The sequence below is a fragment of the Bacillus sp. J41TS8 genome, from assembly GCF_018333035.1.
In the GTDB taxonomy this organism is placed as follows: domain Bacteria; phylum Bacillota; class Bacilli; order Bacillales; family Bacillaceae; genus Bacillus; species Bacillus paralicheniformis.
This window is the reverse complement of sequence record NZ_BORF01000020.1, coordinates 53,453-78,322: the sequence shown is the minus strand read 5'-3', so window position 1 is coordinate 78,322 and position 24,870 is coordinate 53,453. Positions and strand designations below refer to the sequence as shown.

General features: G+C 45.2%; 23 protein-coding genes, 7 tRNA genes and 1 rRNA gene. 19 read left to right on the top strand and 12 right to left on the bottom strand.

Features of this window, described 5'->3' with window-relative positions; genetic code table 11:
- Positions 1-11: 11 nt before the first annotated feature.
- From rrf to KI350_RS21130, 3 genes are all read left to right on the top strand, one after another.
- A 5S ribosomal RNA gene (gene rrf, locus KI350_RS21140) occupies positions 12-127 on the top strand.
- Positions 128-170: 43 nt separating this feature from the next.
- Positions 171-245, top strand: a tRNA-Asn gene (locus KI350_RS21135).
- Positions 246-247: 2 nt separating this feature from the next.
- Positions 248-320, top strand: a tRNA-Thr gene (locus KI350_RS21130).
- A 434-nt stretch (positions 321-754) separates the two neighbouring features.
- Here KI350_RS21130 and KI350_RS21125 read toward each other — a convergent pair.
- Positions 755-1,924 carry a serine hydrolase domain-containing protein gene (locus tag KI350_RS21125; protein ID WP_023857673.1) on the bottom strand — a complete coding sequence of 390 codons (1,170 nt, stop codon included), beginning with the start codon at positions 1,922-1,924 and terminating at the stop codon, positions 755-757.
- A gap of 175 nt (positions 1,925-2,099) precedes the next feature.
- On the opposite strand from KI350_RS21125, the gene KI350_RS21120 reads away from it, so the two are divergent.
- The 3 genes from KI350_RS21120 to KI350_RS21110 all read left to right on the top strand — a co-directional run bounded on the left by KI350_RS21120 (position 2,100) and on the right by KI350_RS21110 (position 3,862).
- Positions 2,100-2,321, top strand: coding sequence for a hypothetical protein (locus KI350_RS21120; RefSeq protein ID WP_020449908.1), 222 nt, complete (start codon positions 2,100-2,102; stop codon positions 2,319-2,321).
- A 151-nt stretch (positions 2,322-2,472) separates the two neighbouring features.
- Positions 2,473-3,414, top strand: coding sequence for a bile acid:sodium symporter family protein (locus tag KI350_RS21115; RefSeq protein WP_101561696.1), 942 nt, complete (start codon positions 2,473-2,475; stop codon positions 3,412-3,414).
- Positions 3,415-3,448: 34 nt separating this feature from the next.
- Positions 3,449-3,862, top strand: a complete 414-nt coding sequence (locus tag KI350_RS21110) for a DUF5391 family protein (RefSeq protein ID WP_059231529.1) — start codon at positions 3,449-3,451, stop codon at positions 3,860-3,862.
- A gap of 29 nt (positions 3,863-3,891) precedes the next feature.
- Here the strand turns inward: KI350_RS21110 and KI350_RS21105 are convergent, their stop codons facing one another.
- From KI350_RS21105 to KI350_RS21070, 8 genes are all read right to left on the bottom strand, one after another.
- Positions 3,892-4,761 (bottom strand): PhzF family phenazine biosynthesis protein, encoded by an 870-nt coding sequence (locus KI350_RS21105; protein ID WP_025810886.1) that lies wholly within the window; start codon positions 4,759-4,761, stop codon positions 3,892-3,894.
- Between the two features lie 118 nt (positions 4,762-4,879).
- The gene (locus tag KI350_RS21100) at positions 4,880-6,109 is read right to left on the bottom strand and encodes an exo-beta-N-acetylmuramidase NamZ family protein (RefSeq protein ID WP_059231531.1); all 1,230 of its coding nucleotides are present in this window, start codon (positions 6,107-6,109) and stop codon (positions 4,880-4,882) included.
- Positions 6,109-8,040, bottom strand: coding sequence for a glycoside hydrolase family 3 protein (locus tag KI350_RS21095; protein WP_059231532.1), 1,932 nt, complete (start codon positions 8,038-8,040; stop codon positions 6,109-6,111). Before KI350_RS21095 ends, KI350_RS21100 begins: the two co-directional genes overlap by 1 nt.
- 14 nt (positions 8,041-8,054) lie before the next feature.
- Complete coding sequence (gene pbp4b / locus KI350_RS21090; protein WP_033155082.1) at positions 8,055-9,404, bottom strand: penicillin binding protein PBP4B; 1,350 nt, start codon at positions 9,402-9,404, stop codon at positions 8,055-8,057.
- A 66-nt stretch (positions 9,405-9,470) separates the two neighbouring features.
- Complete coding sequence (locus KI350_RS21085; RefSeq protein WP_020449915.1) at positions 9,471-10,838, bottom strand: PTS transporter subunit EIIC; 1,368 nt, start codon at positions 10,836-10,838, stop codon at positions 9,471-9,473.
- A gap of 16 nt (positions 10,839-10,854) precedes the next feature.
- The gene (locus KI350_RS21080) at positions 10,855-11,712 is read right to left on the bottom strand and encodes a MurR/RpiR family transcriptional regulator (RefSeq protein WP_023857680.1); all 858 of its coding nucleotides are present in this window, start codon (positions 11,710-11,712) and stop codon (positions 10,855-10,857) included.
- An 18-nt stretch (positions 11,713-11,730) separates the two neighbouring features.
- Positions 11,731-12,648 (bottom strand): N-acetylmuramic acid 6-phosphate etherase, encoded by a 918-nt coding sequence (gene murQ / locus KI350_RS21075; RefSeq protein ID WP_020449917.1) that lies wholly within the window; start codon positions 12,646-12,648, stop codon positions 11,731-11,733.
- A 174-nt stretch (positions 12,649-12,822) separates the two neighbouring features.
- Positions 12,823-13,275 (bottom strand): 2-thiouracil desulfurase family protein, encoded by a 453-nt coding sequence (locus KI350_RS21070; RefSeq protein ID WP_212930584.1) that lies wholly within the window; start codon positions 13,273-13,275, stop codon positions 12,823-12,825.
- Positions 13,276-13,459: 184 nt separating this feature from the next.
- Between KI350_RS21070 and KI350_RS21065 the strand changes: the two genes are divergently transcribed.
- From KI350_RS21065 to KI350_RS21005, 13 genes are all read left to right on the top strand, one after another.
- Positions 13,460-13,534 (top strand) — tRNA-Glu (locus KI350_RS21065).
- A gap of 105 nt (positions 13,535-13,639) precedes the next feature.
- Positions 13,640-13,715: transfer RNA gene (locus tag KI350_RS21060), tRNA-Val, on the top strand.
- Between the two features lie 59 nt (positions 13,716-13,774).
- Positions 13,775-13,847: transfer RNA gene (locus KI350_RS21055), tRNA-Thr, on the top strand.
- 8 nt (positions 13,848-13,855) lie between these two features.
- Positions 13,856-13,940, top strand: a tRNA-Tyr gene (locus tag KI350_RS21050).
- Between the two features lie 4 nt (positions 13,941-13,944).
- A tRNA-Gln gene (locus tag KI350_RS21045) sits at positions 13,945-14,016 on the top strand.
- A 125-nt stretch (positions 14,017-14,141) separates the two neighbouring features.
- Entirely contained in the window at positions 14,142-15,056 is a 915-nt protein-coding gene (rocF, locus tag KI350_RS21040; protein WP_025810878.1) for an arginase, read from the top strand.
- 223 nt (positions 15,057-15,279) lie between these two features.
- Positions 15,280-15,843: an RNA polymerase sigma factor SigW gene (gene sigW / locus KI350_RS21035; RefSeq protein WP_003178438.1), complete on the top strand. Its 564-nt coding sequence runs from the start codon at positions 15,280-15,282 to the stop codon at positions 15,841-15,843.
- A gap of 13 nt (positions 15,844-15,856) precedes the next feature.
- Complete coding sequence (rsiW, locus tag KI350_RS21030; RefSeq protein ID WP_023857683.1) at positions 15,857-16,477, top strand: anti-sigma-W factor RsiW; 621 nt, start codon at positions 15,857-15,859, stop codon at positions 16,475-16,477.
- Positions 16,478-16,642: 165 nt separating this feature from the next.
- Positions 16,643-17,464, top strand: a complete 822-nt coding sequence (gene cdaA, locus KI350_RS21025) for a diadenylate cyclase CdaA (protein WP_003178443.1) — start codon at positions 16,643-16,645, stop codon at positions 17,462-17,464.
- Positions 17,457-18,773: a CdaR family protein gene (locus KI350_RS21020; protein WP_025810877.1), complete on the top strand. Its 1,317-nt coding sequence runs from the start codon at positions 17,457-17,459 to the stop codon at positions 18,771-18,773. The genes cdaA and KI350_RS21020 overlap by 8 nt, the downstream gene beginning before the upstream one ends.
- A gap of 20 nt (positions 18,774-18,793) precedes the next feature.
- Positions 18,794-20,140, top strand: a complete 1,347-nt coding sequence (gene glmM, locus KI350_RS21015; RefSeq protein WP_023857685.1) for a phosphoglucosamine mutase — start codon at positions 18,794-18,796, stop codon at positions 20,138-20,140.
- 441 nt (positions 20,141-20,581) lie between these two features.
- Positions 20,582-22,384 carry a glutamine--fructose-6-phosphate transaminase (isomerizing) gene (glmS, locus tag KI350_RS21010; protein ID WP_023857686.1) on the top strand — a complete coding sequence of 601 codons (1,803 nt, stop codon included), beginning with the start codon at positions 20,582-20,584 and terminating at the stop codon, positions 22,382-22,384.
- A gap of 149 nt (positions 22,385-22,533) precedes the next feature.
- Positions 22,534-22,854: a hypothetical protein gene (locus KI350_RS21005; protein WP_025810876.1), complete on the top strand. Its 321-nt coding sequence runs from the start codon at positions 22,534-22,536 to the stop codon at positions 22,852-22,854.
- A 139-nt stretch (positions 22,855-22,993) separates the two neighbouring features.
- Here the strand turns inward: KI350_RS21005 and KI350_RS21000 are convergent, their stop codons facing one another.
- The 3 genes from KI350_RS21000 to KI350_RS20990 are packed head-to-tail and all read right to left on the bottom strand — an operon-like array spanning position 22,994 to position 24,841.
- Positions 22,994-23,602 (bottom strand): ABC-2 transporter permease, encoded by a 609-nt coding sequence (locus tag KI350_RS21000; protein ID WP_025810875.1) that lies wholly within the window; start codon positions 23,600-23,602, stop codon positions 22,994-22,996.
- On the bottom strand, positions 23,583-24,464 hold the full coding sequence (locus KI350_RS20995) for an ABC transporter ATP-binding protein (protein WP_023857689.1): 882 nt from the start codon (positions 24,462-24,464) through the stop codon (positions 23,583-23,585). Before KI350_RS20995 ends, KI350_RS21000 begins: the two co-directional genes overlap by 20 nt.
- Positions 24,464-24,841, bottom strand: a complete 378-nt coding sequence (locus KI350_RS20990; RefSeq protein WP_023857690.1) for a GntR family transcriptional regulator — start codon at positions 24,839-24,841, stop codon at positions 24,464-24,466. Before KI350_RS20990 ends, KI350_RS20995 begins: the two co-directional genes overlap by 1 nt.
- Between the last annotated feature and the right edge of the window lie 29 nt (positions 24,842-24,870).

The following is a 24,870-nucleotide window of genomic DNA, read 5'->3' as shown; positions in this document are numbered from 1 at the left end:
GAAGGCAATAGTTTGGTGGCGATAGCGAAGAGGTCACACCCGTTCCCATGCCGAACACGGAAGTTAAGCTCTTCAGCGCCGATGGTAGTTGGGGGCTTCCCCCTGTGAGAGTAGGACGCCGCCAAGCTGTTTATATATCTTTACCCTGCATGAATTGAAGCTTATCTTATTCCGCAGTAGCTCAGTGGTAGAGCTATCGGCTGTTAACCGATCGGTCGCAGGTTCGAATCCTGCCTGCGGAGCCAATGCTTCCATAGCTCAGCAGGTAGAGCACTTCCATGGTAAGGAAGAGGTCAGCGGTTCGAGCCCGCTTGGAAGCTTAAGTGAATACGTTGATATGACAAGGTTTCTCCTATGGTGGAGAAAGCTTTTTTTGTTTTATGATATTTTGCTTTCAACTTATAGAATGTATAAAAGCAGGCTTAACGCCTGCTTTTATTGCTATACCCTCTCATATAAAACGTTAATTGCGACTTCTAAGACAAGAAGGAACAACATATAACTCCCGTACTTTAACGTATCAGGTTCATGCTGTTTTGAGTCTTTAAAAGTCCATATAAATAATGCTACAACGCCAATAACGGTCACGATTTTGCTAAGCGTTAATAAAGACATGACAACCTTCCTTTATATTGAAAATTATTTATTATCCATCTTCCATATTTATAATTAAAATCCCTTTTAACCGTAAAAACTTTTTCTGCTATTAAACAAGCTCTCTGACTCGGATGACAGAGAGCTTGTTTAAATATGTTTAAAATCCATTTAAAATAGAGAAGATCCGATTGTTTACACTGCCAAAAGATTTGATGTTGTTTTGGATGTTAGAAAATAGAATGACGTATCTGCTCCCTGTCAGACTGAAACTGTTTAATATGTTATAGCCGGGCATGACACCGTGACTAGAATAGCTTCCCGGCGACACATAAAAGCCCATACCGTATGTTGCTTTGTTTGGCGTAAACATTTTCATAAAACTTTCATTGGAAATGATTTTTCTTTCGTAAAGTGCTTTATCAAATAAATACATATCATAAGCGGTCATATAAATATCACCAGCCCCATAAAGCTGTGATAAATTCGGCATGTCAGGCGTATAAAGCTCTTTTTGCGGGTTTAATTTATACCCTGTCGACGGATTTGACTCTTTAGCAAATGTTTTATAAAAGCCTGCGTGTTTCATACCGGCAGGTTTAAAAACGTGCTTTTTGATGTATTGATCGACTGGTTCACCGCTTACCATGGAGACAATGTATGCCAGAACCGAGTAATTGGAGTCTCTATAATCCCATTTCCCAGTTGGGTATTTTACGCCTCGTTTTTCGATATCTTTCATTAAATCTTCCGGCGAAATATATCCGTGGCCTTCTTTGTGCCCCCTAATCCCTGATGTGTGTGTCAAGAAATGATAAAGGGTGATCTTTGAGCCGTTTGGAAAGTCAGGAAGATACTTAGAAACGGGGTCATTTACTGATAGCAATCCCTTTTCCTCAAGCTGTAAAATTGCCGTTGCAATAATGGCTTTTTGTGATGACCCAACATAAAAGACGGTGTCCGGTGTATTGGGGACCATTTCCTCGCGGTTTGCATATAAATACCCTTTGCTTGTCACAACGTTTCCGTCTTCTACAATTAATGCTGTGCCGCTGAATCCAATGCTTTTTAAATATTGATCCAATTGAGCATTATCATTTTTTGTGATGATAGGGTTCTTTTTTGTTTCATTTTGATTTGTCTTCTTCTTTGCTTCAGGCTGTTCTTTTTTTTCAGTTGCCTGTAGTTGATTTTCTTGGTGATCTCGCATACCGCTTGGAAGTGCAAGATAAATTACCCCACAAACAAGAAGAAAGGAAAGAATGATGAGCCTTCTTTTTGTTTTCTTCTTTTTTCTTTTCTTTATTCGCGTTCTGTATGTTCTTGCCATGGCGGGTACTCCTTCTTTTATATGTGACGTATTTACTGACGCAATAACCCCTTAAAAAGTTTCTTCAAAATGCTAATATTTTCATACATGGTTTGGGATAATGCCAAAATTTACATTTTATTTACACTTGAATAAGAACAAATGTTCTTATAAAATAAAGATATGAGGTGAGACGATGAATAAGCTGTTGTATCGTTCAATGGAAGACGGTTTTCCGGTAGAAATCATTTACATGAAAGAAAGTAGTTTTTCTAAACGGGCGATTCTCGTGAAAGAAATTAAAAACGGTTATGTGAAAGCATTTTGCTTCCAAAAACAGCAGTTCAGAATGTTTAAGATAGAGGCCATTTTAACCGTGTTCCCCTATAAAAAAAGAAGCATAGCTCATTATGCCTAAAAGCTGCTCTTTCATCTTGCTGTCTTCTTTTCTGTATTCCCTTCCTGTTTTGATATTCCATCTTTTGTTATAATGAATGTAAATTCGATTTAAAGAGAGCGGGCGTTTTACATCTATGCTTCAGACGATCAATAAAACACTTGGTAAGATTATGCCTTTACTGACGCCTTTAAGTGTTGTCAGCGGGGTGTTGCTTGCGGATTACTTAAATGGGCTGGCGGGTCTTGTGCCGTGGATTTTTGCGTTTATGACATTTGCCGGCAGCCTTGGGGCAAATTTTCAGTCGCTGAAAACAGCGATGGTTCATCCCTTGCCGATGCTACTCGCTTTATTTGTTTTGCACATATTTATGCCTGTTCTGGCATGGAGCACGGGGCATCTTGTGTTTAGCGGAGATTCATTAACGATTACAGGGCTTACCCTTGGTGTTGTCATTCCGACGGGTATTACGAGTATGATTTGGGCTGCCATGTATAAAGGAAACATCGGCTTAACACTATCGATTATTTTAGTGGACACGATTCTTTCGCCTTTCATCGTTCCGTTCAGTCTTTCCATCCTGGCCGGGGCGCATGTTGAAATGGATGTAATCGGTATGATGAAAGGTTTAGTCGGAATGATTGTGATTCCTTCTTTGTTAGGAATGCTCGTCAATCAATTTTCAATACCGGAGCGGACAGCGCGTTTAAGCGCGAATTGCGCTCCATTTTCGAAAATCGGGTTAGCCGCCGTGGTGGCGATTAACAGCTCAGTTGTCGCTCCTTACCTGAAAAACGTCGATTTAAAGTTTTTAACGATAGCCGTTACGGTTTTTTTGGTGGCATTTACTGGCTACATGACAGCTTGGCTGATCGGTCGGCTGATGAAACGGCCCCAGGAGGAAATCGTGGCTTTAATTTTTACCGGAGGAATGCGGAATATTAGCGCCGGCGCTGTGTTGGCCACCGGATTTTTTCCGCCGCAAGTGGCGGTGCCCGTTGTCATCGGCATGCTGTTTCAGCAGATCCTGGCTGCGCTATATGGGCATTTGCTTGCAAGAAGCGAGCTGAAAAAAACGTATCATTTAGACAAAAAAACGAGTCTGCCCTCATAGTTGGCAGACTCAAACCTTACAGGAGAGAAAAACAATGAAAACCAATAGGGTAAGTGTGATGATTTGGACTTTAATTTCCGCATTGTTGTTTTGTTCTTTATTAGTCACAGCTTCACTTTCTCCGCTCGCTCATTCAGGCCCTCATGCTAATGAGTTTGGCACTTTGGGGATGTGGGCGGCAATCGGAACCGTTTTGCTCTTTTATATGCTGCCCCTCGCTGTTTTTATGGCCGGGTTTGATGCGATGAAGTTTGTGATGGCTGTTCTTTGCGGATTCGGAATAATCATCGCGCTGACTATGATTCCAGTGGTTATGTTGATTGGCGCTTTTGGCGGATATGCTTCTGCTTTATTGGGCGTCGTATGCCTTTGCATTCTGTCAGCGATCGTGAATGTGATTTGGTTAGTCGCCGCTTTTCGCAGGCCGTCAGCGGCTGCTTCTTTCTAATATTTAAAAACCGCTTTCCCGCGTTGTGTTCAAGTTCGCCAAGTTCCTTTTGCGATCAGGTGGACGTTTCCCCCGATGTGAATTTCTATGCTGTTTTCCGTTGTATGCGCTTCAATATAAAGCAGGGAAGGCCGGTTTATTTCATACCCTTGTTCAGCCCTTATGCTGAGGTCATTTTGATTAAAATAACCGTGATGCAGTAAATATCCTGCGAGATCCCCGATCGCGCTTCCTGTTGCCGGATCTTCGGGAACGCTGAGACAGTCGCAAAAAACTCGTGTATTGATATGATTTTGTTCATGATAGGTTTCCGTAGAAAAAACGAGCAGACTGGCTTCTGTTTCTTTCATAAAAGCTTCAAACCGATCCTTGTTGATTTTGCATTTTTTAACTGCACTTAGCGAATTTAACGGGACGATAACTGCTGGCAGACCTGTGGAAACCTCTTGTATCGGGAAATCCAAATCCATATCACATGTGTCGATACCGAGTACTTCTGCCATCATTTCTTTATCAAAAGTTCGATTAAATACAGGCGGATTTTGCTTCATCCAAATGATCTGATCTTCACCTTTGTCAAACGATACCGGTATTGCGCCTGCTCGAACATTTAAAATGACGCTTGAAGATGGTTCAGTTTCGATTTCATTCTTTATGATAAACGCTGTGCCCAGCGTCGGATGTCCTGCAAACGGAATTTCTTTTTCCGGGGTGAAGATTCGGACATCATACCCGCTGTTTTCCTGTTTCCCTAATATAAATGTTGTTTCGGAAAAATTAATTTCCCTAGCTATTTTTTGCATTTTATCACTTGATAGGTTCTTTTCTGCTTTAAAAACGGCGAGCTGGTTTCCTGTATATTTTGTTTCTGCAAACACGTCCACAAGGTAAAATTCCATCCGATGTCTCTCCCCTTTAAAATGACCTTCCTGCCCTAAAGGCAGTTTTACATATCTTACATGAGATGAGAATCATTGAACAGTCTAAAAAAATAAAGAAGAGCGGATCCCGCTCTTCCTAATAAAGCAAATACTTCTTTCTGATATTCATAAACCGTTTTTGATCTGCTTCGTATTTTTTGACGATTTCATCAATTGAAGCGCCTTGTTCAATCATAGCTTTGACCCATCCATTCCCGATCAGACGGTTGAAATTGCCTGAAGGGAGGAACTCAAAGTCGTCCGGGTAGAGGTCATGGACGGTTTTGATGATCGCGATACCGGTATTTACAGGCTTAAAAGCGGACCTGTTTGTCACGTAAAGCTCCACCCCGTGGCACAGTTTATTTTGATGCTTTGAAAATGTCGGAGTGAACGAGGCGGCTCTGAATCGGACGCCAGGAAGCTTCAGACCGTTTAATTTTTCGGCGAGTTCCGTACTTTTCATGTAGGGCGCACCAATTAATTCAAAAGGCTTTGTCGTGCCCCTTCCTTCTGACATATTGGTTCCTTCAATTAAACCTGTGCCCGGGTAGACGATGCCCGTATCCGGCGTCGGCATGTTCGGGGAAGGCAGGACGAAAGGAAGACCAGTGTCTTCAAAGAACATCTGTCGCTTCCACCCTTTCATTTTGATGATGGTTAAATCGGCGCCGATGTTAAATTCGTCATTAAACAGCTTTGCCAGTTCTCCTGCGGTCATTCCGTGCTTTAAAGGGATGGGATACATTCCGACAAATGAAGAATAATCTGGATCAAGGACAGGTCCTTCAACTTTTAAGCCGCTTTGCGGGTTTGGCCGGTCAAGAACAATGAATGGAATGCCGTTTTCTTTTGCTGCCTCCATCGAATAAGCCATTGTGTAAATGTAAGTGTAAAACCGCGTTCCGACATCTTGGATGTCAAATAGCAGGACATCAACGTTTTTCAACATCTCCGGTGTCGGTTTTCTCGTATCTCCGTAAAGGCTGTAGACGGGGAGACCGGTTTTTTCATCAATATAAGAGTCAACCTTATCGCCGGCTTGAGCGTCTCCCCTTACACCGTGCTCTGGACCATAGAGAGCGGTCAGCTCAATACCGGGGGCTTGGTGAAGCAAATCGATGCTGCTTGTTAATGCTGAATTGACACCGGTTGGATTTGTGATGAGACCGACCCTTTTTCCTTTTAATATGCTTTTCTTGTTCATGATCACTTCAATACCCGGTGAGACCTTTGCTTTCTTTTCTTTGTCCGGAAAGGCCGCTGCTGCGGTTAATGTACTGAAGACAAACATTCCCGCAAGCAGCCAGATCGCTTTTTTTCTCATTATGACCCTCCTTTGTGAAGCGGCTTGCCGTTTTTAATATTCAACCCGTAGCCGAACGGGTAAAGGGTTTCTCCGGGGCGTGTGACCGAAGGAATGTCTACGGGCAATGTTCCTTTAGGCTTTGCCTTTCCGAAGATAACTTCCACTCCGGCCGGAATATTCGGCTGCCTGAAGCCCCCGTTTGCATAGCCTTTAAAGCCGTATACTGCGATCACGGCAGCGGCTTCTTCAAAATTTGCCGTGTCATAAGGGTTTCGTAAGCTCATTAAGACAAATTTTTTCCCGTTTGCCTGAGCGTATTTCATGGCGGCGCGCGGAAAAGCAGTTGCCCACTTGCTTGAGTCTTGAATGCTGTCATCAATGACACCGTCGTTCACAACAGGATCGTTTTTGACTACATATGATCCTGTGATGACATAATCGGCCTCGTCAATTTTCTTTTGAATCTCTTCATCAAACGTTTTTTCTGCAAATCGATATTCGACGACCTTGATGTTTTTCTTTATTTTGCTGATGGTTTTGGCGATTGCTGCTGTTTGCTCTTCGTATGGGGCGAGAATGAGGACGGTATCCCCTTTTTTCGGTTTGAATGGCAAGGTGCTTTTTTCATTTTTAAGAATGGTGACGCTTTCTCTTGCCATTTTCCTTTCGGATTTCATGTGTTTGTTGCTGCCGACCGTTTTCAAGGCGTATTTGATTTTTTTCTGAAGCGGTTCGGAGCCGGTGTGATCGATGATACCGCGGTTTATTTTTAATTGAAGGATTCGCTCCACCGACTGATCGATTTGTTCGATAGGGATCTCACCTTTTTTAACGGCTGTCAGAAGAGCTTCGAATACACGCGCTAGATTTTTTTCGGTCTCAAGCGATGTGACTTGTGCGGGCATGAGGGCGATGTCGACTCCTGCTTTGACAGCCATGACGACGGCTTCCTCCTGTCCGAAATTATCAGAAATGGCTTTCATATTTAAAGCGTCTGTTACGACAACGCCCTTAAAGCCGAGGTCTTTGCGGAGAAGGTCTGTCATGACTTTTTTGGAAAGTGTTGCAGGCACCATGATGTCCTCGCCGTCTTTTTTGCTTTTATAGGTTGTATTGTCAAAGGCGGGGAACTGGACATGCGCTGTCATGATCATGTCAATCCCTGCATCGATCGCTTTTTGAAATGGCGCAAGTTCAATGCTTCTCAGCCTTTTTTCATCATGCGGAACAAGCGGCAATCCGTAATGACTGTCAACCGCTGTATCGCCGTGTCCGGGAAAGTGCTTTGCTGTAGCGATCATTTGCTCGTCCTGCAGGCCCTTCATCATCTGGATGCCGAGCTTTGAAGTCAGCTCAGGCTTGGAACTGAAAGAACGAACGCCGATGACCGGGTTGCCGGGATTGTTGTTGACATCAAGTACAGGACTGAAGTTCACGTTGATGCCCAGCGATGCTAATTCTTTTCCGATGATTTTTCCTGATTTGAAGGCATTTTTGCTGCTTCGCGATGCACCGACTGCCATATTCCCGGGCAGGTTTGTGCCTGATTCAAGTCTGGTGACAATCCCGCCTTCCTGATCGATCGTGATAAAGAGCGGAATGTCAGGACTCGCTTTTTGCAAGCCGTCCGTTAATCGTACAGTCTGCTCTGTGCCTGTGACATTTTCAGCAAAAAGAATGACACCGCCGAGCCGGTATTTTTGAATGATTCCCGCGACTTCGTCATTCATTTTTGTTAATCCTTTGGCGTTCGATTCCCCTTTTTTCTTCCAGTTTCTAAAGTCAGGCATCAGCATTTGTCCAATTTTCTCTTCAAGCGACATGCTGCTGACCATTTGTTTGAGGTGTTGTTCCGGCTGCTGTTTCGCTTCTGCTTCGCGAGCGGCGGGCTGCAAAGCGAGAGACGATAACAGCAATGCAATCAACGCGCATTGAAGAAATCTTTTCATATAAGGGTCGCCTCCTATTGGTGATGTAACGCCTCGTAAATAGCTGTAATGACGCTGCCGTACTTTCCGGTTGCAAATGCGTCACCTTCGAATTGATTCGGGTTTTCTTTAGGGTTGATGACAGGAGAGTGCTTTTTATTGGTTAACAACACAATGCCGATTTGATACACGGGATCAATGATGGTGACGGTTCCCGTCCAGCCGGTATGGCCGTATGCCTTGTTGCTGGCGTGCTTGCCGAACATCCACTCCATATCGGTATTGCCGTTAAGCCGCCATCCTAGTCCATATGTGGGATTTGTTTTTGACGGCTTAGTAAATTGTGAAATGACCGAACGGCTGAATAGATGCTGTTTCCCGTAACCGCCGCCGTTCAGCATGACTTGAAGGAGCACTGCTGCGTCGTCAACGGTGGAAAAAAGGCCGGCATGCCCAGAGACGCCTTCCATTGAATAGAACGCTTTTTCATCGTGGACTTCCCCTTGAAGCGTGTAAGTTCTGATATTTGGAAACAAGATGGTGCCATCTCTGGTGTTTCCCTTTCGTTCCGTAGCTGCAAAATGCGGCGGTTTAAAGCCCTTTTGGAGCGGATTAAACAAAGTATGCCGCAACCCGAGAGGCCGGTAAAATTGGTTTTCAACAAAGGTATCTAAACGCTCGTTTGTGACTTTTTCTATGATCAGCCCGAGGAGCATATAGTCGATGTCACTGTAAATTTGTTTTGTGCCGGGTTCATATGACAAGGGGGTTTTGACAAGATATTCAAGCGTTTTGCTCCGTGACTGAGAGTAGAGGTGTCCGGCTGCTTTCGGGTCGTAATAGTTCCAGCTTGCAGGGAAGCCTGCGTGATGGTGGAGCAAATCAATGACGCGGAGCCGGTTTTTTCCCTTTACATCGTCTTCCGGGTGATCTTTGAAATCAGGAAGATAATGTGAAATGTTTTTGTTCAAGTCAAGCTTTCCGGTGCTCACTAAATGCTGCAAGGCAAAATTGACGGCATACATTTTTGTATTGGAGGCGAGGTCAAACATCGTGTTTGCTTTCATTTTTTTTGGATGTTTGAGCGTCGAGAGGCCGTTGTATTTCTGCTTGTAGCCGTATGCTTCTTTTTTGACGATTTTTCCGTCTTTTATCAAAATCAAGGCAGCCCCGGGAAAACCCGCTTTGACATCCTGTTCGATCAGACGGTCCACGGCTTTAAGCTTTTCCGAAGAAAAACCGGCTTCTTCAGGTGTTTTCGCCTTCGTTAATACGGTATATGTCAGCTGACCTGTTGTCTCGTTCGCAATTGCAGTCTGTGCTGATGACGGAAGCGGGAAAAAGCATGTCAGCAACAATAGGGACGATGCTGCAGCGCTGATCATAAACTTTTTCAGCTTGCTTCACTCCTTTCTGTCAAAAAATGCATAGTGGGAATTTTAAACAAACGTTTAATCAAATTCAACTGCCATATCGTCTTTAAAACCAAAGAGATATGTTAAGGCAAAGCCGGCAGCATAGGAAATAAACAAACCGAGAATATACAAAAGAACTTGGTGGGTATGGACTAAAAATGACAAAGGAAGACCTGATACGCCTATCGATTCGGTCGCGATTTTGAAATACGCTTGAAAGGCTCCACCTACTCCGGCGCCGAGGCACGCGGTTAAAAATGGACGTCCGAGTGGAAGAGTCACACCGAATATGAGCGGTTCACCGATTCCGAGCAGGCCTGACGGCAGTCCGCCGGCAATGGCTCTTTTGAGCTTTGCTTTTTTTGTTTTGAAATAGATCGCAAAAGCGGCGCCTACTTGACCTGCGCCCCCCATAGCCAGAATCGGCAGCAACGGGTCATCGCCGATTGAATTGATTAATTCCATATGAACGGGTGTCAATCCCTGGTGCAGTCCGGTTACGACGAGCGGAAGGAAGGTGGCCCCCAGTACAAAGCCGGCGATAATGCCGCCGAGATCTAAGATGGCGAGAAGTCCTGACGTAATGGCGTCAGATATCAAGCCGCCGACAGGCATGAAGACAACGTAAGTGACGATTCCTGTGATGAGAAGGGAGACTGTAGGTGTGATGATGATGTCGAGTGAATGAGGTACAAGGCGCCTGACCCGTTTTTCGAGAAAAGCGATAAATGCAGCTGCGAATAAAATACCGATTAAACCTCCGCGTCCCGGCAAAAGCGCTTCACCGAAAAGCGAAATATCACCAACGGCCGGGTTAATGATTAAAATACCGGCTAATCCGCCGAGTGCGGGGGAGCCGCCGAATTCTTTCGCCGTATTGACCCCGACCAGGATGCCCAAATACGTAAATAAACCTGAACCTATTACCGTTAAAATAATGGCGGTTTGTGATGTTTCAGCGAGCCAGCCTGCTTGGATAACGGCTTTGGTGATTCCGGTAATCAAGCCTGAGGCGACCAAAGCGGGGATCAGCGGTATAAAAATGCTTGCGATCCGCCGAAGAAACAATTTGAAAGGCGTCGCGTTTTTCTTGGAAATCTCAGCTTTATGTTTGGCTGCGGATTGTTTTAAGTCAACGTCTTCCGCGGATTGAAGCAACTTCCCGAATTCGTCTGATACGTGCTGTACGACGCCGGTGCCGAGGATAATCTGAAGCGTTTCCTCCTCAACGACGCCAATCACGCCTTCAAGCGCTTTGATTGAGCCGATGTCGGTTTTTTGACTGTTGACAGGCGTGATGCGCAGGCGCGTCATACAATGGGTATAATCCGCGACGTTAGACGGGCCGCCGATGTGTTGTAAAATCAATTTTGCCAGGCCGGCATATTTTTTCTCATCGCTCATTTTATATCCCCCTTTTTTACAATTCGCTCATTCCCATCATGCGGATGGCCGCTTTTGTTTGATCAATATACTGAATGATGTCCTCGTAGCGCTCCGCGGCTATGCCTAAAAACAGAATGTCAATCATGTAAAGCTGAGTTAAACGAGAGGAGGTGGCGGCGCTGCGAAACGGCGCTTCGTTTGAGCATGACGTATACAGGGCGATATCGCTTAATGAAGAGACAGCAGACTGTCCAAACTGCGTCAGTCCAATGGTTTTAATGCCATGTTTTTTGGCGAGTCTGACTGCATTGGCGATTTCATGCGTTTCTCCTGAATGGGATATGGCAAACAGAACGTCATTCTCGCCGGCATTGGCGATTAATGTCGCGACAAGATGCATATCACTAAAAGCGGTGGCTTTTTTATTGATGCGCAAAAATTTCTGCTGGGCATCTTGTGCGACGATTCCTGAAGCCCCGATCCCGCAAAAATGAACCGTTTCTGCGTTGATCAGTATTTGAATCGCTTTTTGAAGATCTTCGTGGTCAATGTTTTCAAAGGTATCGCGAATCGCCTGAATCGAATTGCTGGTTGTTTTTTGAACGATTGAATGGAGCGGCTCTTGCGGTTCGATATCCCGGTATCCCTGATCAGACGGTTTCATTAAATCGCCGGCGACCCTCATTTTTAAATCTTGAAAGCCTTTCAGCCCCAGAGATTTGCAGAGCCGTATTGCCGCTGCCCCGCTTGTCTTTGCCGAAGAGCTCACTTCTTGAATGGTGCCGTTTACGACCTCGTGTGGGTTTTTCAAAATGTATTCGGCAAGCTTTCGTTCAGATTGCGGCAATTTGTGAAGCATATTCTGAATGATTTCCAATCCTCCTGCAGCCATTGTTTCTTCCTTTCTTCTTTAAACTTGGTCTTCATAAATGGATAGAGCTTTTTCGATATCGCCTTCTGATTTCTCAAGCAGGTTTTCGGAAGCGGCCGCATCTTCGTTTGTTTTCAGCATGATGATGGCGGTTTTGACTTGGTTATGGGATTTTTCTAACGCTAGTGCCGCCGCTTCTTTTGGAACACCTGTGACCGTTTGGATGATGCGAATCGCCCGCTCCTTTAATTTGTCATTGCTTACTTTTACGTCTACCATGAGGTTTTCATAGACTTTTCCCATTTTGATCATGGCCGCCGTTGAGATCATGTTTAAAATCATTTTATGAGCGGTTGCTGCTTTCATTCTCGTCGATCCGGCAATAACTTCAGGGCCGACGACCACTTCTATGCTGTGATCTGACACCTGGCTGATCGCCGAGTTTTCGTTGCATGTCAGTGAGACGGTCTTGGCGCCACTTTCCCTGGCATACTTCAAAGCGCCGAGAACGTATGGAGTCCGACCACTGGCGGCGATTCCGATTACGGTATCATTGTTTGAGAGGTTAACGGCTGATAAATCCCGTCTGCCGAATGCCTCGTGATCTTCAGCGCCTTCGACGGCTTTGTACAGAGCTTTTTCTCCTCCTGCAATGATGCCAATGACCGACTCGGGAGATATGCTGAACGTCGGCGGGCATTCAGCTGCATCGAGTACGCCGAGTCTCCCGCTTGTACCGGCACCGATGTAGATGATCCGTCCCCCTTTCTTTAACGACCCGACGGCGAAGTCAACGGCGGTCTTAACTTCTGGTAAGACTTCTTGTACAGCTTCGGCTACAGTTTTGTCTTCATCATTGATGATTTTCAAAATATCAATCGTCTTTGCCTGGTGAATGCGCCTGGATCTTTCATTCCGGCGTTCGGTCGTTAATGAACCTAAATGGCTGTTTTCCATCGACAACTCCTCCTGATAATGAAGTGCATATATTTCTTAATTTTCAGTATATTAAGAGTGGAATATTATTTCAATAACAAAAGGTAAATATTAAAATTTTATTTCAATGAAGTTCTAAACAACGGATTGCCGACATAAAATAAAGCGCAGATGAACTGCGCTTATGTTCAGGTATTACAGCTCGTCTATTTGGTGTTCGGAAATCACGCGGAAGCCTTCTTTTTTCAGAAGCGCCGCCGTAACGCCGTTGCCGGCTATTTTTTGGCTTGAGAAACTTCCATCGTATATATGGCTGCTGCCGCAAGACGGGCTGTTTTCCTTCAACACGATCGTATCAGCCTTGATTTGCCTTGCCATCTCCAATGTTAGATAAGCTCCTTTTATATACAGGTCTGTTACGTCTTTTCCCGATTGTGTGTTGATCACCGCACTGCCGTCTAAAACGTCTTCTCCCGACCCGCCTATAATTTCGGCCGGTTCCCTTGGCGTTTGAAATCCGCCGAGCAGCTCGGGACAAGCAATCACCGCTTTTTTTTCTTCAACAAGCTTATTGATTTTCCCCACATAGCTGTGCGATCCGTTATAGCGGCATTCCACCCCGGCCAGACATGAACTTACCAGTATCATTTTTCGCGTCCCCTCTCTTGCACATCAGATAGCCCTATTTTAAACAAAATTTCTGCGTTTTTCTCAATGTTTATGAATAAAAAATTTGAAAATAAAAATTTTAATTTACCCCTTTACAAATGGGGAGGAACCTGTATATAATAACTTTTGTCAGCTTTACGAGAGCTGCTTGAAACACGATGATGGCCCGTTGGTCAAGTGGTTAAGACACCGCCCTTTCACGGCGGTAACACGGGTTCGAATCCCGTACGGGTCACCATTCTTTTTTGGACAGCACGCTGCGAATGCCGGAATTTTTAAAAGGAAGGCATGCTAAGGTCGCAACGTCCTGTTGCAACGCATGCACTTGTACGTCCTGTACTGCGGAGGATTAGCTCAGCTGGGAGAGCATCTGCCTTACAAGCAGAGGGTCGGCGGTTCGATCCCGTCATCCTCCACCATTTTTTCGGATCGGTTTTTGTCACAACCGCGCCGGTAACTGCATAAGATACCGTATCATGCCGGTCTAGCTCAATTGGTAGAGCAACTGACTTGTAATCAGTAGGTTGGGGGTTCAAGTCCTCTGGCCGGCACTGTTTTTGGAGGGGTAGCGAAGTGGCTAAACGCGGCGGACTGTAAATCCGCTCCCTCAGGGTTCGGCGGTTCGAATCCGTCCCCCTCCACCATTATTGGGCTATAGCCAAGCGGTAAGGCAACGGACTTTGACTCCGTCATGCGCTGGTTCGAATCCAGCTAGCCCAGTTTTTGGACATCCTGTTAGGATGTCCTTTTTATTTTGTCTTTTTTGTATAACTATTCAAAAAAATGTCTTGTTGAGTCAATTCCGAATTGGAAGGTACAATGAAGGTCTGAAAGGGGGATATCATATGTTAAAACAGCAGATTTCAATGATCGGCGTACCGATGGATCTCGGTCAGCTGAGGCGGGGAGTCGATATGGGACCGAGCGCGATTCGCTGTGCCGGTGTTAATGAACGGTTGGAAAGCCTTTGTCAGGATATTGAAGACCTCGGCGATATGACAATCGGGCAAAGAGAGGATGAGAAAGAAGGCGGGGAGCCGGCATCTGAAGAGCTGAGAAACTTGAAAGCGATTACAAAAGCGAGTGCAAAACTTGCTGAGACCGTTGATAAGATCGTGGCTTCAGGTGCTTTTCCGCTCGTGCTGGGAGGTGACCACAGTATAGCGATCGGAACGCTGGCCGGACTTGTGAAGCATTATCAAAACCTGGGTGTGATCTGGTATGATGCGCATGCTGATTTAAATACGAAAGAAACGTCTCCTTCAGGCAATATTCACGGCATGCCGCTCGCCATCAGCCTGGGGATCGGCCATGAAGGGCTGACAGGCATCTATGGAAAAGAAACGAAAATTAAAGCGGAGAACATCGTCATCATCGGTGCGAGGTCACTTGATGACGGGGAAAAAGAATTGATTCGCGACAAAGGGATCAAAGTGTATACAATGCATGAAATCGACCGCCTCGGTATGACGAGGGTGATGGAAGAAACGATAGACTATTTGCGCGGCAGAACGGACGGTGTCCATCTGTCGCTCGATTTAGACGCGCTTGATCCGAACGATGCCCCGGGTGTCGGAACCCCGGTAGCGGGAGGCATCAGCTACAGGGAAAGCCACCTGGCGATGGAAATGCTGGAAGAATCGAAGCTGATTACGTCCGCTGAGTTTGTCGAAGTCAACCCGATATTGGATGAGAAAAACAGGACGGCTGAAGCGGCAGTCGCCTTAATGGGGTCGCTGTTTGGCGAAAAGCTGCTTTAGGTGCGGTTGAAGAGCGGCCTTAGGCTGCTTTTTTTATAAAAAAGTCTCAGTTTCATAATATTTAGATTGTATAATAATTTTAAGCTAATATTAAGCGCATGATCCCTGTCAAAGCATCTACACCCTGCCAAAAATTTGATAAACTATTTTTATGAATTTAATGAAACCTAATAAAAATCAATTCGTATACATAAAGACCGGTGAAGGCAGAGGTTAGATAAATATGGAAACAATGATTAAAAAAAGAATCAAACAGGTGAAAAAAGGCGATCGTAATGCATTTGCAGACATCGTGGATATTTACAAAGACAAAATTTATCAGCTTTGCTACCGTATGCTCGGCAATGCGCATGAGGCGGAAGATATTGCGCAGGAAGCGTTTATCAGAGCATACGTGAATATCGACAGTTTTGATATCAACCGGAAATTTTCCACATGGCTTTATCGAATCGCAACCAATTTGACCATCGATCGTATCCGTAAAAAAAAGCCGGACTATTACTTGGATGCAGAGGTGGCGGGGACTGAAGGACTGACGATGTATTCCCAGGTTGCGGCGGATGTTGCGCTTCCAGAGGATGAAGTGGTTTCTTTGGAGCTGCACAGCACCATCCAGGAAAAAATCTTAAGGCTTCCCGATAAATACAGGACGGTCATCGTATTAAAGTACATTGATGAGCTCTCACTCATTGAGATCAGTGAAATCCTTAATATTCCCGTAGGTACGGTGAAAACGAGGATACACAGGGGCAGAGAGGCTCTCAGAAAACAATTAAGGGATCTTTAAGTGGGGTGATGAAATGAGCTGTCCGGAGCATATTGTTCAGCTTATGCATAAATACCTTGACGGAGACATACTACCGGAAGATGAATCGCAATTAAAAGAGCACCTCCAATCATGCGAAGACTGCAAAAAGCACCTTCATGAAATGGAAAAATCCATCGCTCTTGTCCAGAGCACGTCACATCTTACAGCTCCGGCGAACTTTACAGCCGATGTGCTGGCGAATCTGCCGAAGGAAAAGCGAACGGCATCGATCAACAGGTGGCTTAAAGCCCATCCGTTTTTAGTGGCGGCAGCTTTGTTTATCATTTTGATGGGCGGCAGCTTTTTCTCCAGCTGGAAAAACGATCAGGATTTCAGCGTATCCAGCCAGCCCAATCTCGTAGTGAAAAACAACACGGTCATCGTACCTGAAGGCAAAGTTGTCAAAGGCGATGTGACCGTGAAAAACGGAAAGCTGATTATAGAAGGCAAAGTCGACGGCGATGTCACGATTGTTAATGGCGAAAAATATACGGCTTCAGCAGGACAAGTCACTGGTCAGATCCATGAGATCAACGAAGTGTTCGACTGGATGTGGTATAAGATTAAATCGACCGGAAAATCGGTTTTTGACATGAAGGAGTCTAAAGAGTAGAGCAAAGCGGGCGAATAAGCTTTGCTCTTTTTTTATGAGGGGCCGCCATTTCACTTGGAAAATCAATTTGTGCTATAATAGCGTCTGTATATGTAAAAATAATAGATCATACCATTTTGAAACATATTAACCTTACTAATGACTGAATTCTTGGAGGACGAGGAAATGGCTTTTGAGGATATCCCTTTCTTGCAGTACCTCGGCGATGCCGTTGATATTCTCCTTGTTTGGTACGTAATATATAAATTAATGATGGTCATCCGCGGGACAAAGGCGGTTCAGCTTTTAAAGGGAATCGTGGTCATTGTTCTCGTCAGGCTGGCCAGTCAATATTTAGGATTAAGCACCCTGCAGTGGCTGGTTGACCAGGCGATCACATGGGGGTTCCTGGCGATCATTATCATCTTCCAGCCTGAATTGAGGAGAGCGCTGGAACAGCTGGGGCGGGGGCGCTTTTTTTCGAGGAGCGGAACACCTGAGGAAGAGCAGCAGCAGAAAACGATTGATGCGATTACAAAAGCGATTAAATATATGGCGAAACGCCGGATTGGCGCGCTTCTGACGATTGAACGGGAGACGGGAATGGGCGATTACATAGAAACGGGGATCCCTTTAAATGCAAAGGTCAGCTCTGAGCTATTGATCAACATCTTTATTCCGAATACACCGCTTCATGACGGCGCCGTAATTATGAAAAATGATGAGGTTGCTGCAGCCGCCTGCTACCTTCCGCTTTCTGAAAGCCCTTTTATTTCAAAAGAGCTTGGGACGAGGCACAGAGCAGCAGTGGGAATCAGTGAAGTGACCGACAGTCTGACGGTTGTCGTATCCGAAGAAACGGGCGGCATCAGCGTCGCCAAAAACGGAGACCTTCACCGTGATTTATCGGAAGAGGCATTGAAAAACATGCTTGAAGCGGAATTCAAGAAAAATTCGCGAGAAACTTCCTCAAATCGCTGGTATTGGAGGGCGAAGAAAAATGGATAAGTTCTTAAACAATCCCTGGGCTGTCAAAGTAGTCGCATTATTATTCGCGTTTCTTCTTTACTTTGCGGTCCACAGCGCTCAAGCGCCGACTCCGAAGAAACCAGGTGAATCGTTTTTCCCGACATCGACGACAGACGAAGCGACGCTCACCGATATACCGGTCAAATCGTTTTATGATGATGAAAACTACGTCGTAACAGGCGTGCCGCAGACGGTGAATGTCACGATTAAAGGCCCGACAGGAACCGTCAAGAAGGTCAGACAAGTGAAGGATTTTGAGATTTATGCCGATATGCAGCATCTGAAAACAGGCAGGCACAAAGTCGAGCTGAAGGCCAGAAATGTTGCCGAAGGCCTCACTCTGACCATCAATCCATCGGTGACAACCGTGACCATCGAAGAAAAAACGACGAAGGAATTCCCGGTCGAGGTTGATTTTTATAATAAAAACAAAATGAAAGACGGCTACACGCCGGAGCTGCCGATTATCAACCCGAAAAACGTCAGCGTCACCGGCTCAAAAGCCGTGATCGACAGAATCCAAAACATCAAGGCGACGATCAATTTAGAGGGCGTCGACCAGACGGTTGAAAAAGAAGCCAAGCTAACAGTGTACGACAGGGACGGAAATGTTCTTCCGGTTGAAGTCAGTCCATCCGTCGTTAAAATCACCGTTCCCGTGACAAGCCCTAGCAAAAAGATTCCCGTCAAAGTTGACCGGAAAGGGAGCCTTCCGGACGGTATCAGCATTTCCAGCCTCGATATCAGTCCGGGAGAGGTAACCGTCTACGGGCCGCAAAATGTTCTTGATTCGTTAGAATTTGTCGAGGCCGATGAGGTTGATTTAAGTAAAATGAAAGATGACACTGAGTTGGAAGCCAACATTAAAGTGCCGGACGGCGCTAAAAAAGTGTCACCCGAAAAAGTGAAAATCAAGGTGAAAGTTGACAAGGAAGAAGAGAAAAAACTGAAGAACGTTTCAATTAAAACCGCGGGGCTGAATGACAGCCGGGATCTTGAATTTCTCGATCCGAAGTCAGGCAAGCTGGATATCACGGCAAAGGGCTCGACAGCCGCGATCGAAAAACTCCAGCCTTCCGACGTCGAGCTCTATGTCAATGTGGCGGATCTCGATGACGGCGAGCATAACGTGAAGCTGGAAGTAAACGGACCGCAGAACATGACATGGTCGCTGCCGCGGCAGAGCATTCGAGTGAAAATCTCATCTCAAACAACCCAAAACGAAAAAAATAATGGTCAGAATGAAGAAGAAGAGAATCATTCTGAAAAGGATTCACAACCTTCATGAATCAAAAAGGAGCGATATTAATGGGCAAGTATTTTGGTACAGACGGTGTAAGAGGCGTGGCAAACAGTGAACTTACACCCGAGCTGGCCTTTAAAGTCGGACGCTTTGGCGGATATGTCCTAACAAAAGATAAGGAGCGCCCCAAGGTGCTGATCGGCCGTGATACGCGCATTTCCGGGCATATGCTGGAAGGTGCCCTTGTTGCGGGCCTTCTTTCGATAGGAGCAGAAGTCATGCGTCTCGGTGTGATTTCGACGCCCGGCGTCGCATATTTGACGAAGGCTATGGACGCGGAAGCGGGTGTAATGATTTCAGCTTCCCACAACCCTGTCGAAGACAATGGAATTAAGTTTTTCGGCGGCGACGGATTTAAGCTTTCCGATGAGCAGGAGCTTGAAATCGAGCGTCTGATGGATCAGCCTGAAGATCACCTGCCAAGGCCTGTAGGCGCTGATCTGGGTATGGTGAACGACTACTTTGAAGGCGGACAGAAATATTTGCAGTTTCTTAAGCAGTCTGCTGATGAAGACTTCACAGGCATTCATGTCGCACTTGACTGTGCGCACGGGGCGACATCTTCGCTGGCGACCCACCTGTTTGCCGATCTTGACGCAGATGTATCAACGATGGGGACTTCTCCGAACGGATTAAACATCAATGACGGAGTCGGCTCGACCCACCCTGAAGCCCTGGCCGAATTTGTGAAAGAAAAGGGAGCTGACGTCGGCATGGCGTTTGACGGGGATGGCGACCGCTTGATCGCTGTTGACGAAAAGGGGAATATCGTAGACGGCGATCAAATCATGTACATATGTTCGAAGTACTTGAAGAGCGAGGGGCGCCTGGCGGACAATACAGTTGTCTCTACGGTGATGAGCAACCTCGGCTTTTACAAAGCGCTTGAAGCGGAAGGCATTAAAAGCGTTCAGACAGCTGTCGGCGACCGCTATGTAGTGGAAGCGATGAAAAAGGACGGGTTTACTTTCGGCGGAGAACAGTCGGGACATCTGATTTTCCTTGATTACAATACGACAGGCGACGGCCTGCTTTCTGCGATCATGCTGATGAACACGATCAAAATGACAGGTAAGTCTTTGTCAGAGCTTGCGGCAGAGATGCAGAAGTTTCCGCAGCTCCTCTTGAACGTGAAAGTAACCGATAAACATAAAGTAGCGGAGAACGAAAAGGTAAAAGCGGTCATCGAAGAGGTTGAGAAGGAAATGAACGGTGACGGCCGCATCCTTGTGCGCCCGTCCGGCACCGAGCCGCTTGTCCGTGTTATGGCTGAGGCGAAAACGAAGGAGCTTTGCGAGAAATACGTAGGCCGCATTGCAGATGTCGTGAAAGCTGAAATGGGAGCGGAGTGATTTTCCGCAGAAGACTGACGAACGAGACATGCTGATTTGACATAAGATAAAGGGAACCGTTCAATCTTGGAAAAAATGTGAACCATTTTGAAAAATGTTTGACGGTTCCTTTAGTGTATAGTAAAATCAGCTTGTCTTGTTTAATTTAAAAGGAAAGGCAGGGCAGAACCATTTTTTATAGTTATAGCGCCCGGACTAAGCGTGCGGATGAAACAGCTTAGTTGACGAGGATGGAGGTTTATCGAATTTTCGGCGGATGCCTCCCGGCTGACCACAAGATCACAGCCGCAAGGATTTCCTCAAACCAAAGAGGCGACTCTTTGAACAAAGGGAAATCGCATGATCTTCCATAAAAAACATGTAGGAGGGGACGAAGAATGTCCCCGCCTGATAAGCAGACTTTCTTCGTCTCCTGCCTGCGACTTTAGGAGGAAGAAAATTATGTGTGGTATTGTAGGTTATATTGGCCAGCTTGATGCAAAGGAAATTTTACTTAAAGGTTTGGAAAAGCTGGAGTATCGCGGCTACGATTCAGCTGGAATCGCTGTAGCGAACGAAGACGGCGTACACGTGTTTAAAGAAAAAGGACGGATTGCCGATCTTCGCGAAGTCGTTGATGCAAATGTGATATCGCAAGCGGGAATCGGACACACACGCTGGGCGACTCACGGGGAACCGAGCCGTCTAAACGCTCACCCGCATCAAAGCGCATCAGGCCGATTTACACTTGTTCATAACGGCGTCATCGAAAACTATGTTCAGCTGACGCGCGAATATTTACAAGATGTAACCCTTAAAAGTGATACGGATACAGAGGTTGTCGTTCAAGTGATCGAGCAATTCGTCAATAACGGTCTTGACACGGAAGAAGCGTTCCGCCAAACGCTTATGCTGCTCAAAGGCTCTTATGCGATTGCATTATTCGATCATGAAAACAAAGAAACAATCTATGTTGCGAAAAATAAAAGCCCGCTTCTTGTCGGCCTTGGAGACAATTTCAATGTGATCGCGTCTGACGCGATGGCGATGCTTCAAGTGACAAACGAATACGTGGAGCTTATGGATAAAGAAATGGTGATTGTCACAGACAAAAAAGTTGTGATCAAAAACCTTGACGGAGAATTGATGTCACGTGCCTCATATATTGCAGAGCTTGATGCGAGCGATATCGAAAAAGGCACATACCCTCACTACATGTTAAAAGAAATCGATGAACAGCCGCTTGTCATGCGGAAAATCATTCAGACGTACCAAGATGAAAACGGCAAGCTTTCCATTCCTGGAGACATTGCAAATGCTGTTGCAGAAGCGGATCGCGTCTATATCATCGCCTGCGGAACGAGCTATCATGCCGGTCTTGTCGGCAAGCAATTTATCGAAACATGGGCGAAAGTTCCGGCTGAAGTCCATGTCGCAAGTGAATTCTCTTACAATATGCCATTGCTTTCCGAGAAGCCGCTGTTTATCTTTATTTCTCAAAGCGGAGAAACGGCTGACAGCCGCGCGGTTCTCGTACAGGTTAAAAAGCTCGGACACAAAGCGCTGACATTGACCAACGTACCGGGATCCACGCTTTCCCGTGAAGCGGACTACACGCTTTTACTGAATGCCGGCCCGGAAATCGCGGTAGCGTCAACAAAAGCATATACGGCGCAAATCGCAGTTCTCGCTATTTTGGCAGCTGTAACTGCGGAAACCCGCGGCAAAGCACTCGGCTTTGATCTTGTTAAAGAGCTCGGCATCATCGGAAACGCGATGGAAGCCCTTTGCGACCAGAAAGACGAAATGGAAATGATCGCGCGCGAATATTTGACAGTAACACGCAATGCTTTCTTCATCGGCCGCGGCCTCGACTATTTCGTCTGCCTCGAAGGATCCCTGAAGCTGAAAGAGATTTCTTACATTCAAGCTGAAGGCTTCGCCGGCGGTGAATTGAAGCACGGTACAATCGCATTGATCGAAGACGGCACACCGGTCATTGCCCTTGCGACACAGGAGCACGTCAATTTAAGCATCCGTGGAAATGTCAAAGAAGTGACAGCCCGCGGCGCCAACCCTTGCGTGATCTCCTTGAAAGGCCTGGAAGAAGCAGACGACCGCTTCGTCCTGCCTGAAGTGCATCCGGAGCTCGCACCGCTCGTCTCCGTCATCCCGCTGCAGCTAATCGCATACTACGCAGCGCTGCACCGCGGCTGTGACGTTGATAAGCCACGGAACTTGGCGAAGAGTGTGACGGTGGAGTAAGGCGACGTTTGAAATAATAGTTTGTACCCCTCTTGGATTGGATGATCTGGAGGGGTATTTTTGTGTTTGAAAGAGAAATAAGTCTTATCAAAAATCGAACTCTGGTAGTCTGAAAGTGCGCTAGATTATAATTGAAAGGATGTGTAACCATGAACAACGAGACGTACATTGAAGTCAACAGAACATCGCAGTTGATGAATAAAATGAGAAAATTCTCAGTGCTGATTGATGGTGTCGAGGCTGGGAAAATCAAAGATGGCGGGAGGCTGCGAATTGATTTGGAGCCTGGCGAACATGAGATCCAAGTGAAAATTGATTGGTGTGTAAGCCAAACTTTGAGGTTTACGTTAGATGAAGGAGAAGCTTTAAAGTTTAGATGCGGAAGTCCGGTTCGTGGATGGAAGATGTTCTTCGGACTTTTTTATGTATTGGCTGATCCAGAAAAGTATTCGTTTATTGAGCAGGAATAGGCGGTTGCAAGCAGCTTTGGTCTGCATCATCGCCATCATACGCTGCACCGTAACAACCTGACGAAAAGTGTGACGGTGCAGTTTTTTATCCGCAGATGAACATGAAGCGGTGTCAATGAAAGAAAAAGCCTCATCCTTTTTAAAACACCTTATTTCTATAAATCCGAATCGACAGAAGCCATGAACACCCGTATAGCGTAATAATTGATATGGCAACGATCAGATACAGCAGAGCATTTTGTAAGGATAGCAGCATGTGAATCAACTCTCTAATTTGATCGTTCAAATTTTGAACAACAAAATTGACCGTTAGCATATACAAGCCAAATGCAACAATAGAAGCAATCAACAAATAGTTACTTTTGAATTTATAACAGAATGGCAGCATGAATGAAGCAGCTGTCATCACAATGGCGACCATTAGCAAAATGTCTTTCCAGATCGTAAGTTCCCGGTGAATGATAAAGTTTACGATCAATATGGCTGCAGCCACCATAGATGTAAAGAGAACGACGACAATATACTTTGAACTGACAATTTCTTTTCGTGTATAAGGCAAAGAATTGAGAAGCATATGTATAGAAGACTTTTCATCTATTGACATGGCATTCATAAAAATAGCAATACTAAATGCAATTCCAACCCAGATGGGGGAAGCATCTAATGTTAAATAAACACATAACCCCAAAAATAAAACTGCCAATGTTTTTTTCTGCAAGACAATGTCCTTACGTATTAAGTTGAACATGCTCTTTAGCTCCTTTCTTCGTATAAAACATAATATCTTCCAGAGTCGGTTTTTCAATTAACACCATATCCCCAAAAATGTTTTCTGTTCGTGATTTATTCGCAGTCAATGCTTCAAATCCATGAGTTGATTTTCGAACCGCTATAAACTCCTGTTCGGTTTCCCGGTCCAACAACTCCATGCCGCCTTTTACAATTGCATATTGTTCTTCAATCTCGTAAAAGTCCTTTGTAAAGATATGCTCTCCTTTATGAATGAACGTGATATAATCTGCAATCTTATCTAAATCAGTTGTTATATGAGTTGAAAAAAAGATCGTCTTATCCCCATCTTGCATGAGCTGATGCAAGATTTCCAACAGCTCACGGCGGAAAATCGGGTCCAGTCCGGCCGTCGGTTCATCCATAATAATTAGTTCCGCATGATGGGACAAAGCGACGGCTAATGATGCTTTCATCATCATCCCTTTTGAGAACGTCTTGATTTTTTTAGTGAGCGGCAAGTTAAATGTGTTCACATAATCATTGAATACTTGTTCATCCCAATTGACATAGGATCTTTTCACAATATCTTTCATTTCAGTCAATGTTAAATGTTCATAAAATATGTTCGAATCAAATACAAAGCCAATTCGTTGTTTGATTTCTTTCTCATGCTCCTTGTAATTCAAGCCAAATACCGTAATCGTTCCGCTGTCAGGCTGCAATAAGTTCATGATCAGTTTAATCGTTGTCGATTTCCCCACGCCATTTCCGCCGATAAATCCGGTGACAAAACCTTTTTTTACATTCATTGAAAAGTCCTTTAGTTGAAAACCATCGAACGATTTATGAACATGCCGGAGTTCAATTACATTGTCCATCATTCTTCCTCCTGATATAAAATGGTAAGCAAATCTTTTAATTCTGTAAGGGGAACGCCAATGTCTTTGCTGTTTTTTATCGCTGCTGTCAACTGCTCTTCAATTGCTTTCATTTTTCCTTCTTTCATCATTTCGTTATTCTGATCTGATACAAAAGAGCCTTTCCCGACTACGGAATAAATGAAGGCATTCTTCTCAAGTTCTTCATAGGCGCGCTTTGACGTAATAAGGCTGACATTTAGATCTTTTGCCAATTGGCGCATAGAAGGCAGCGGCTGTCCAGGCTTCAATTCATCGGCAAGAATATGATCCTTAATTTGGGTGTAAATTTGTTCATAAATGGGTTGCTTTGAACGATTCGAAATTATAATTTTCATTTCAAAACCTCTTTTATTTATACACAATA

Bases quoted from the DNA above. Each gene is read 5' to 3' on its own strand.
- KI350_RS21000 (WP_025810875.1), bottom strand. From the start codon at position 23,602: ATGTTCAACTTAATACGTAAGGACATTGTCTTGCAGAAAAAAACATTG.
- KI350_RS20990 (WP_023857690.1), bottom strand. From the start codon at position 24,841: ATGAAAATTATAATTTCGAATCGTTCAAAGCAACCCATTTATGAACAA.
- KI350_RS21085 (WP_020449915.1), bottom strand. From the start codon at position 10,838: ATGAGCGATGAGAAAAAATATGCCGGCCTGGCAAAATTGATTTTACAA.
- KI350_RS21110 (WP_059231529.1), top strand. From the start codon at position 3,449: ATGAAAACCAATAGGGTAAGTGTGATGATTTGGACTTTAATTTCCGCA.
- KI350_RS21115 (WP_101561696.1), top strand. From the start codon at position 2,473: ATGCCTTTACTGACGCCTTTAAGTGTTGTCAGCGGGGTGTTGCTTGCG.
- cdaA (WP_003178443.1), top strand. From the start codon at position 16,643: ATGGCTTTTGAGGATATCCCTTTCTTGCAGTACCTCGGCGATGCCGTT.
- murQ (WP_020449917.1), bottom strand. From the start codon at position 12,648: ATGGAAAACAGCCATTTAGGTTCATTAACGACCGAACGCCGGAATGAA.
- KI350_RS21100 (WP_059231531.1), bottom strand. From the start codon at position 6,109: ATGAGAAAAAAAGCGATCTGGCTGCTTGCGGGAATGTTTGTCTTCAGT.
- KI350_RS21070 (WP_212930584.1), bottom strand. From the start codon at position 13,275: ATGATACTGGTAAGTTCATGTCTGGCCGGGGTGGAATGCCGCTATAAC.
- glmS (WP_023857686.1), top strand. From the start codon at position 20,582: ATGTGTGGTATTGTAGGTTATATTGGCCAGCTTGATGCAAAGGAAATT.
- glmM (WP_023857685.1), top strand. From the start codon at position 18,794: ATGGGCAAGTATTTTGGTACAGACGGTGTAAGAGGCGTGGCAAACAGT.
- KI350_RS21125 (WP_023857673.1), bottom strand. From the start codon at position 1,924: ATGGCAAGAACATACAGAACGCGAATAAAGAAAAGAAAAAAGAAGAAA.
- sigW (WP_003178438.1), top strand. From the start codon at position 15,280: ATGGAAACAATGATTAAAAAAAGAATCAAACAGGTGAAAAAAGGCGAT.
- KI350_RS21020 (WP_025810877.1), top strand. From the start codon at position 17,457: ATGGATAAGTTCTTAAACAATCCCTGGGCTGTCAAAGTAGTCGCATTA.
- KI350_RS21105 (WP_025810886.1), bottom strand. From the start codon at position 4,761: ATGGAATTTTACCTTGTGGACGTGTTTGCAGAAACAAAATATACAGGA.
- KI350_RS21095 (WP_059231532.1), bottom strand. From the start codon at position 8,040: ATGAAAAGATTTCTTCAATGCGCGTTGATTGCATTGCTGTTATCGTCT.
- rocF (WP_025810878.1), top strand. From the start codon at position 14,142: ATGTTAAAACAGCAGATTTCAATGATCGGCGTACCGATGGATCTCGGT.
- KI350_RS21120 (WP_020449908.1), top strand. From the start codon at position 2,100: ATGAATAAGCTGTTGTATCGTTCAATGGAAGACGGTTTTCCGGTAGAA.
- KI350_RS21080 (WP_023857680.1), bottom strand. From the start codon at position 11,712: ATGGCTGCAGGAGGATTGGAAATCATTCAGAATATGCTTCACAAATTG.
- KI350_RS20995 (WP_023857689.1), bottom strand. From the start codon at position 24,464: ATGGACAATGTAATTGAACTCCGGCATGTTCATAAATCGTTCGATGGT.
- KI350_RS21005 (WP_025810876.1), top strand. From the start codon at position 22,534: ATGAACAACGAGACGTACATTGAAGTCAACAGAACATCGCAGTTGATG.
- rsiW (WP_023857683.1), top strand. From the start codon at position 15,857: ATGAGCTGTCCGGAGCATATTGTTCAGCTTATGCATAAATACCTTGAC.
- pbp4b (WP_033155082.1), bottom strand. From the start codon at position 9,404: ATGATCAGCGCTGCAGCATCGTCCCTATTGTTGCTGACATGCTTTTTC.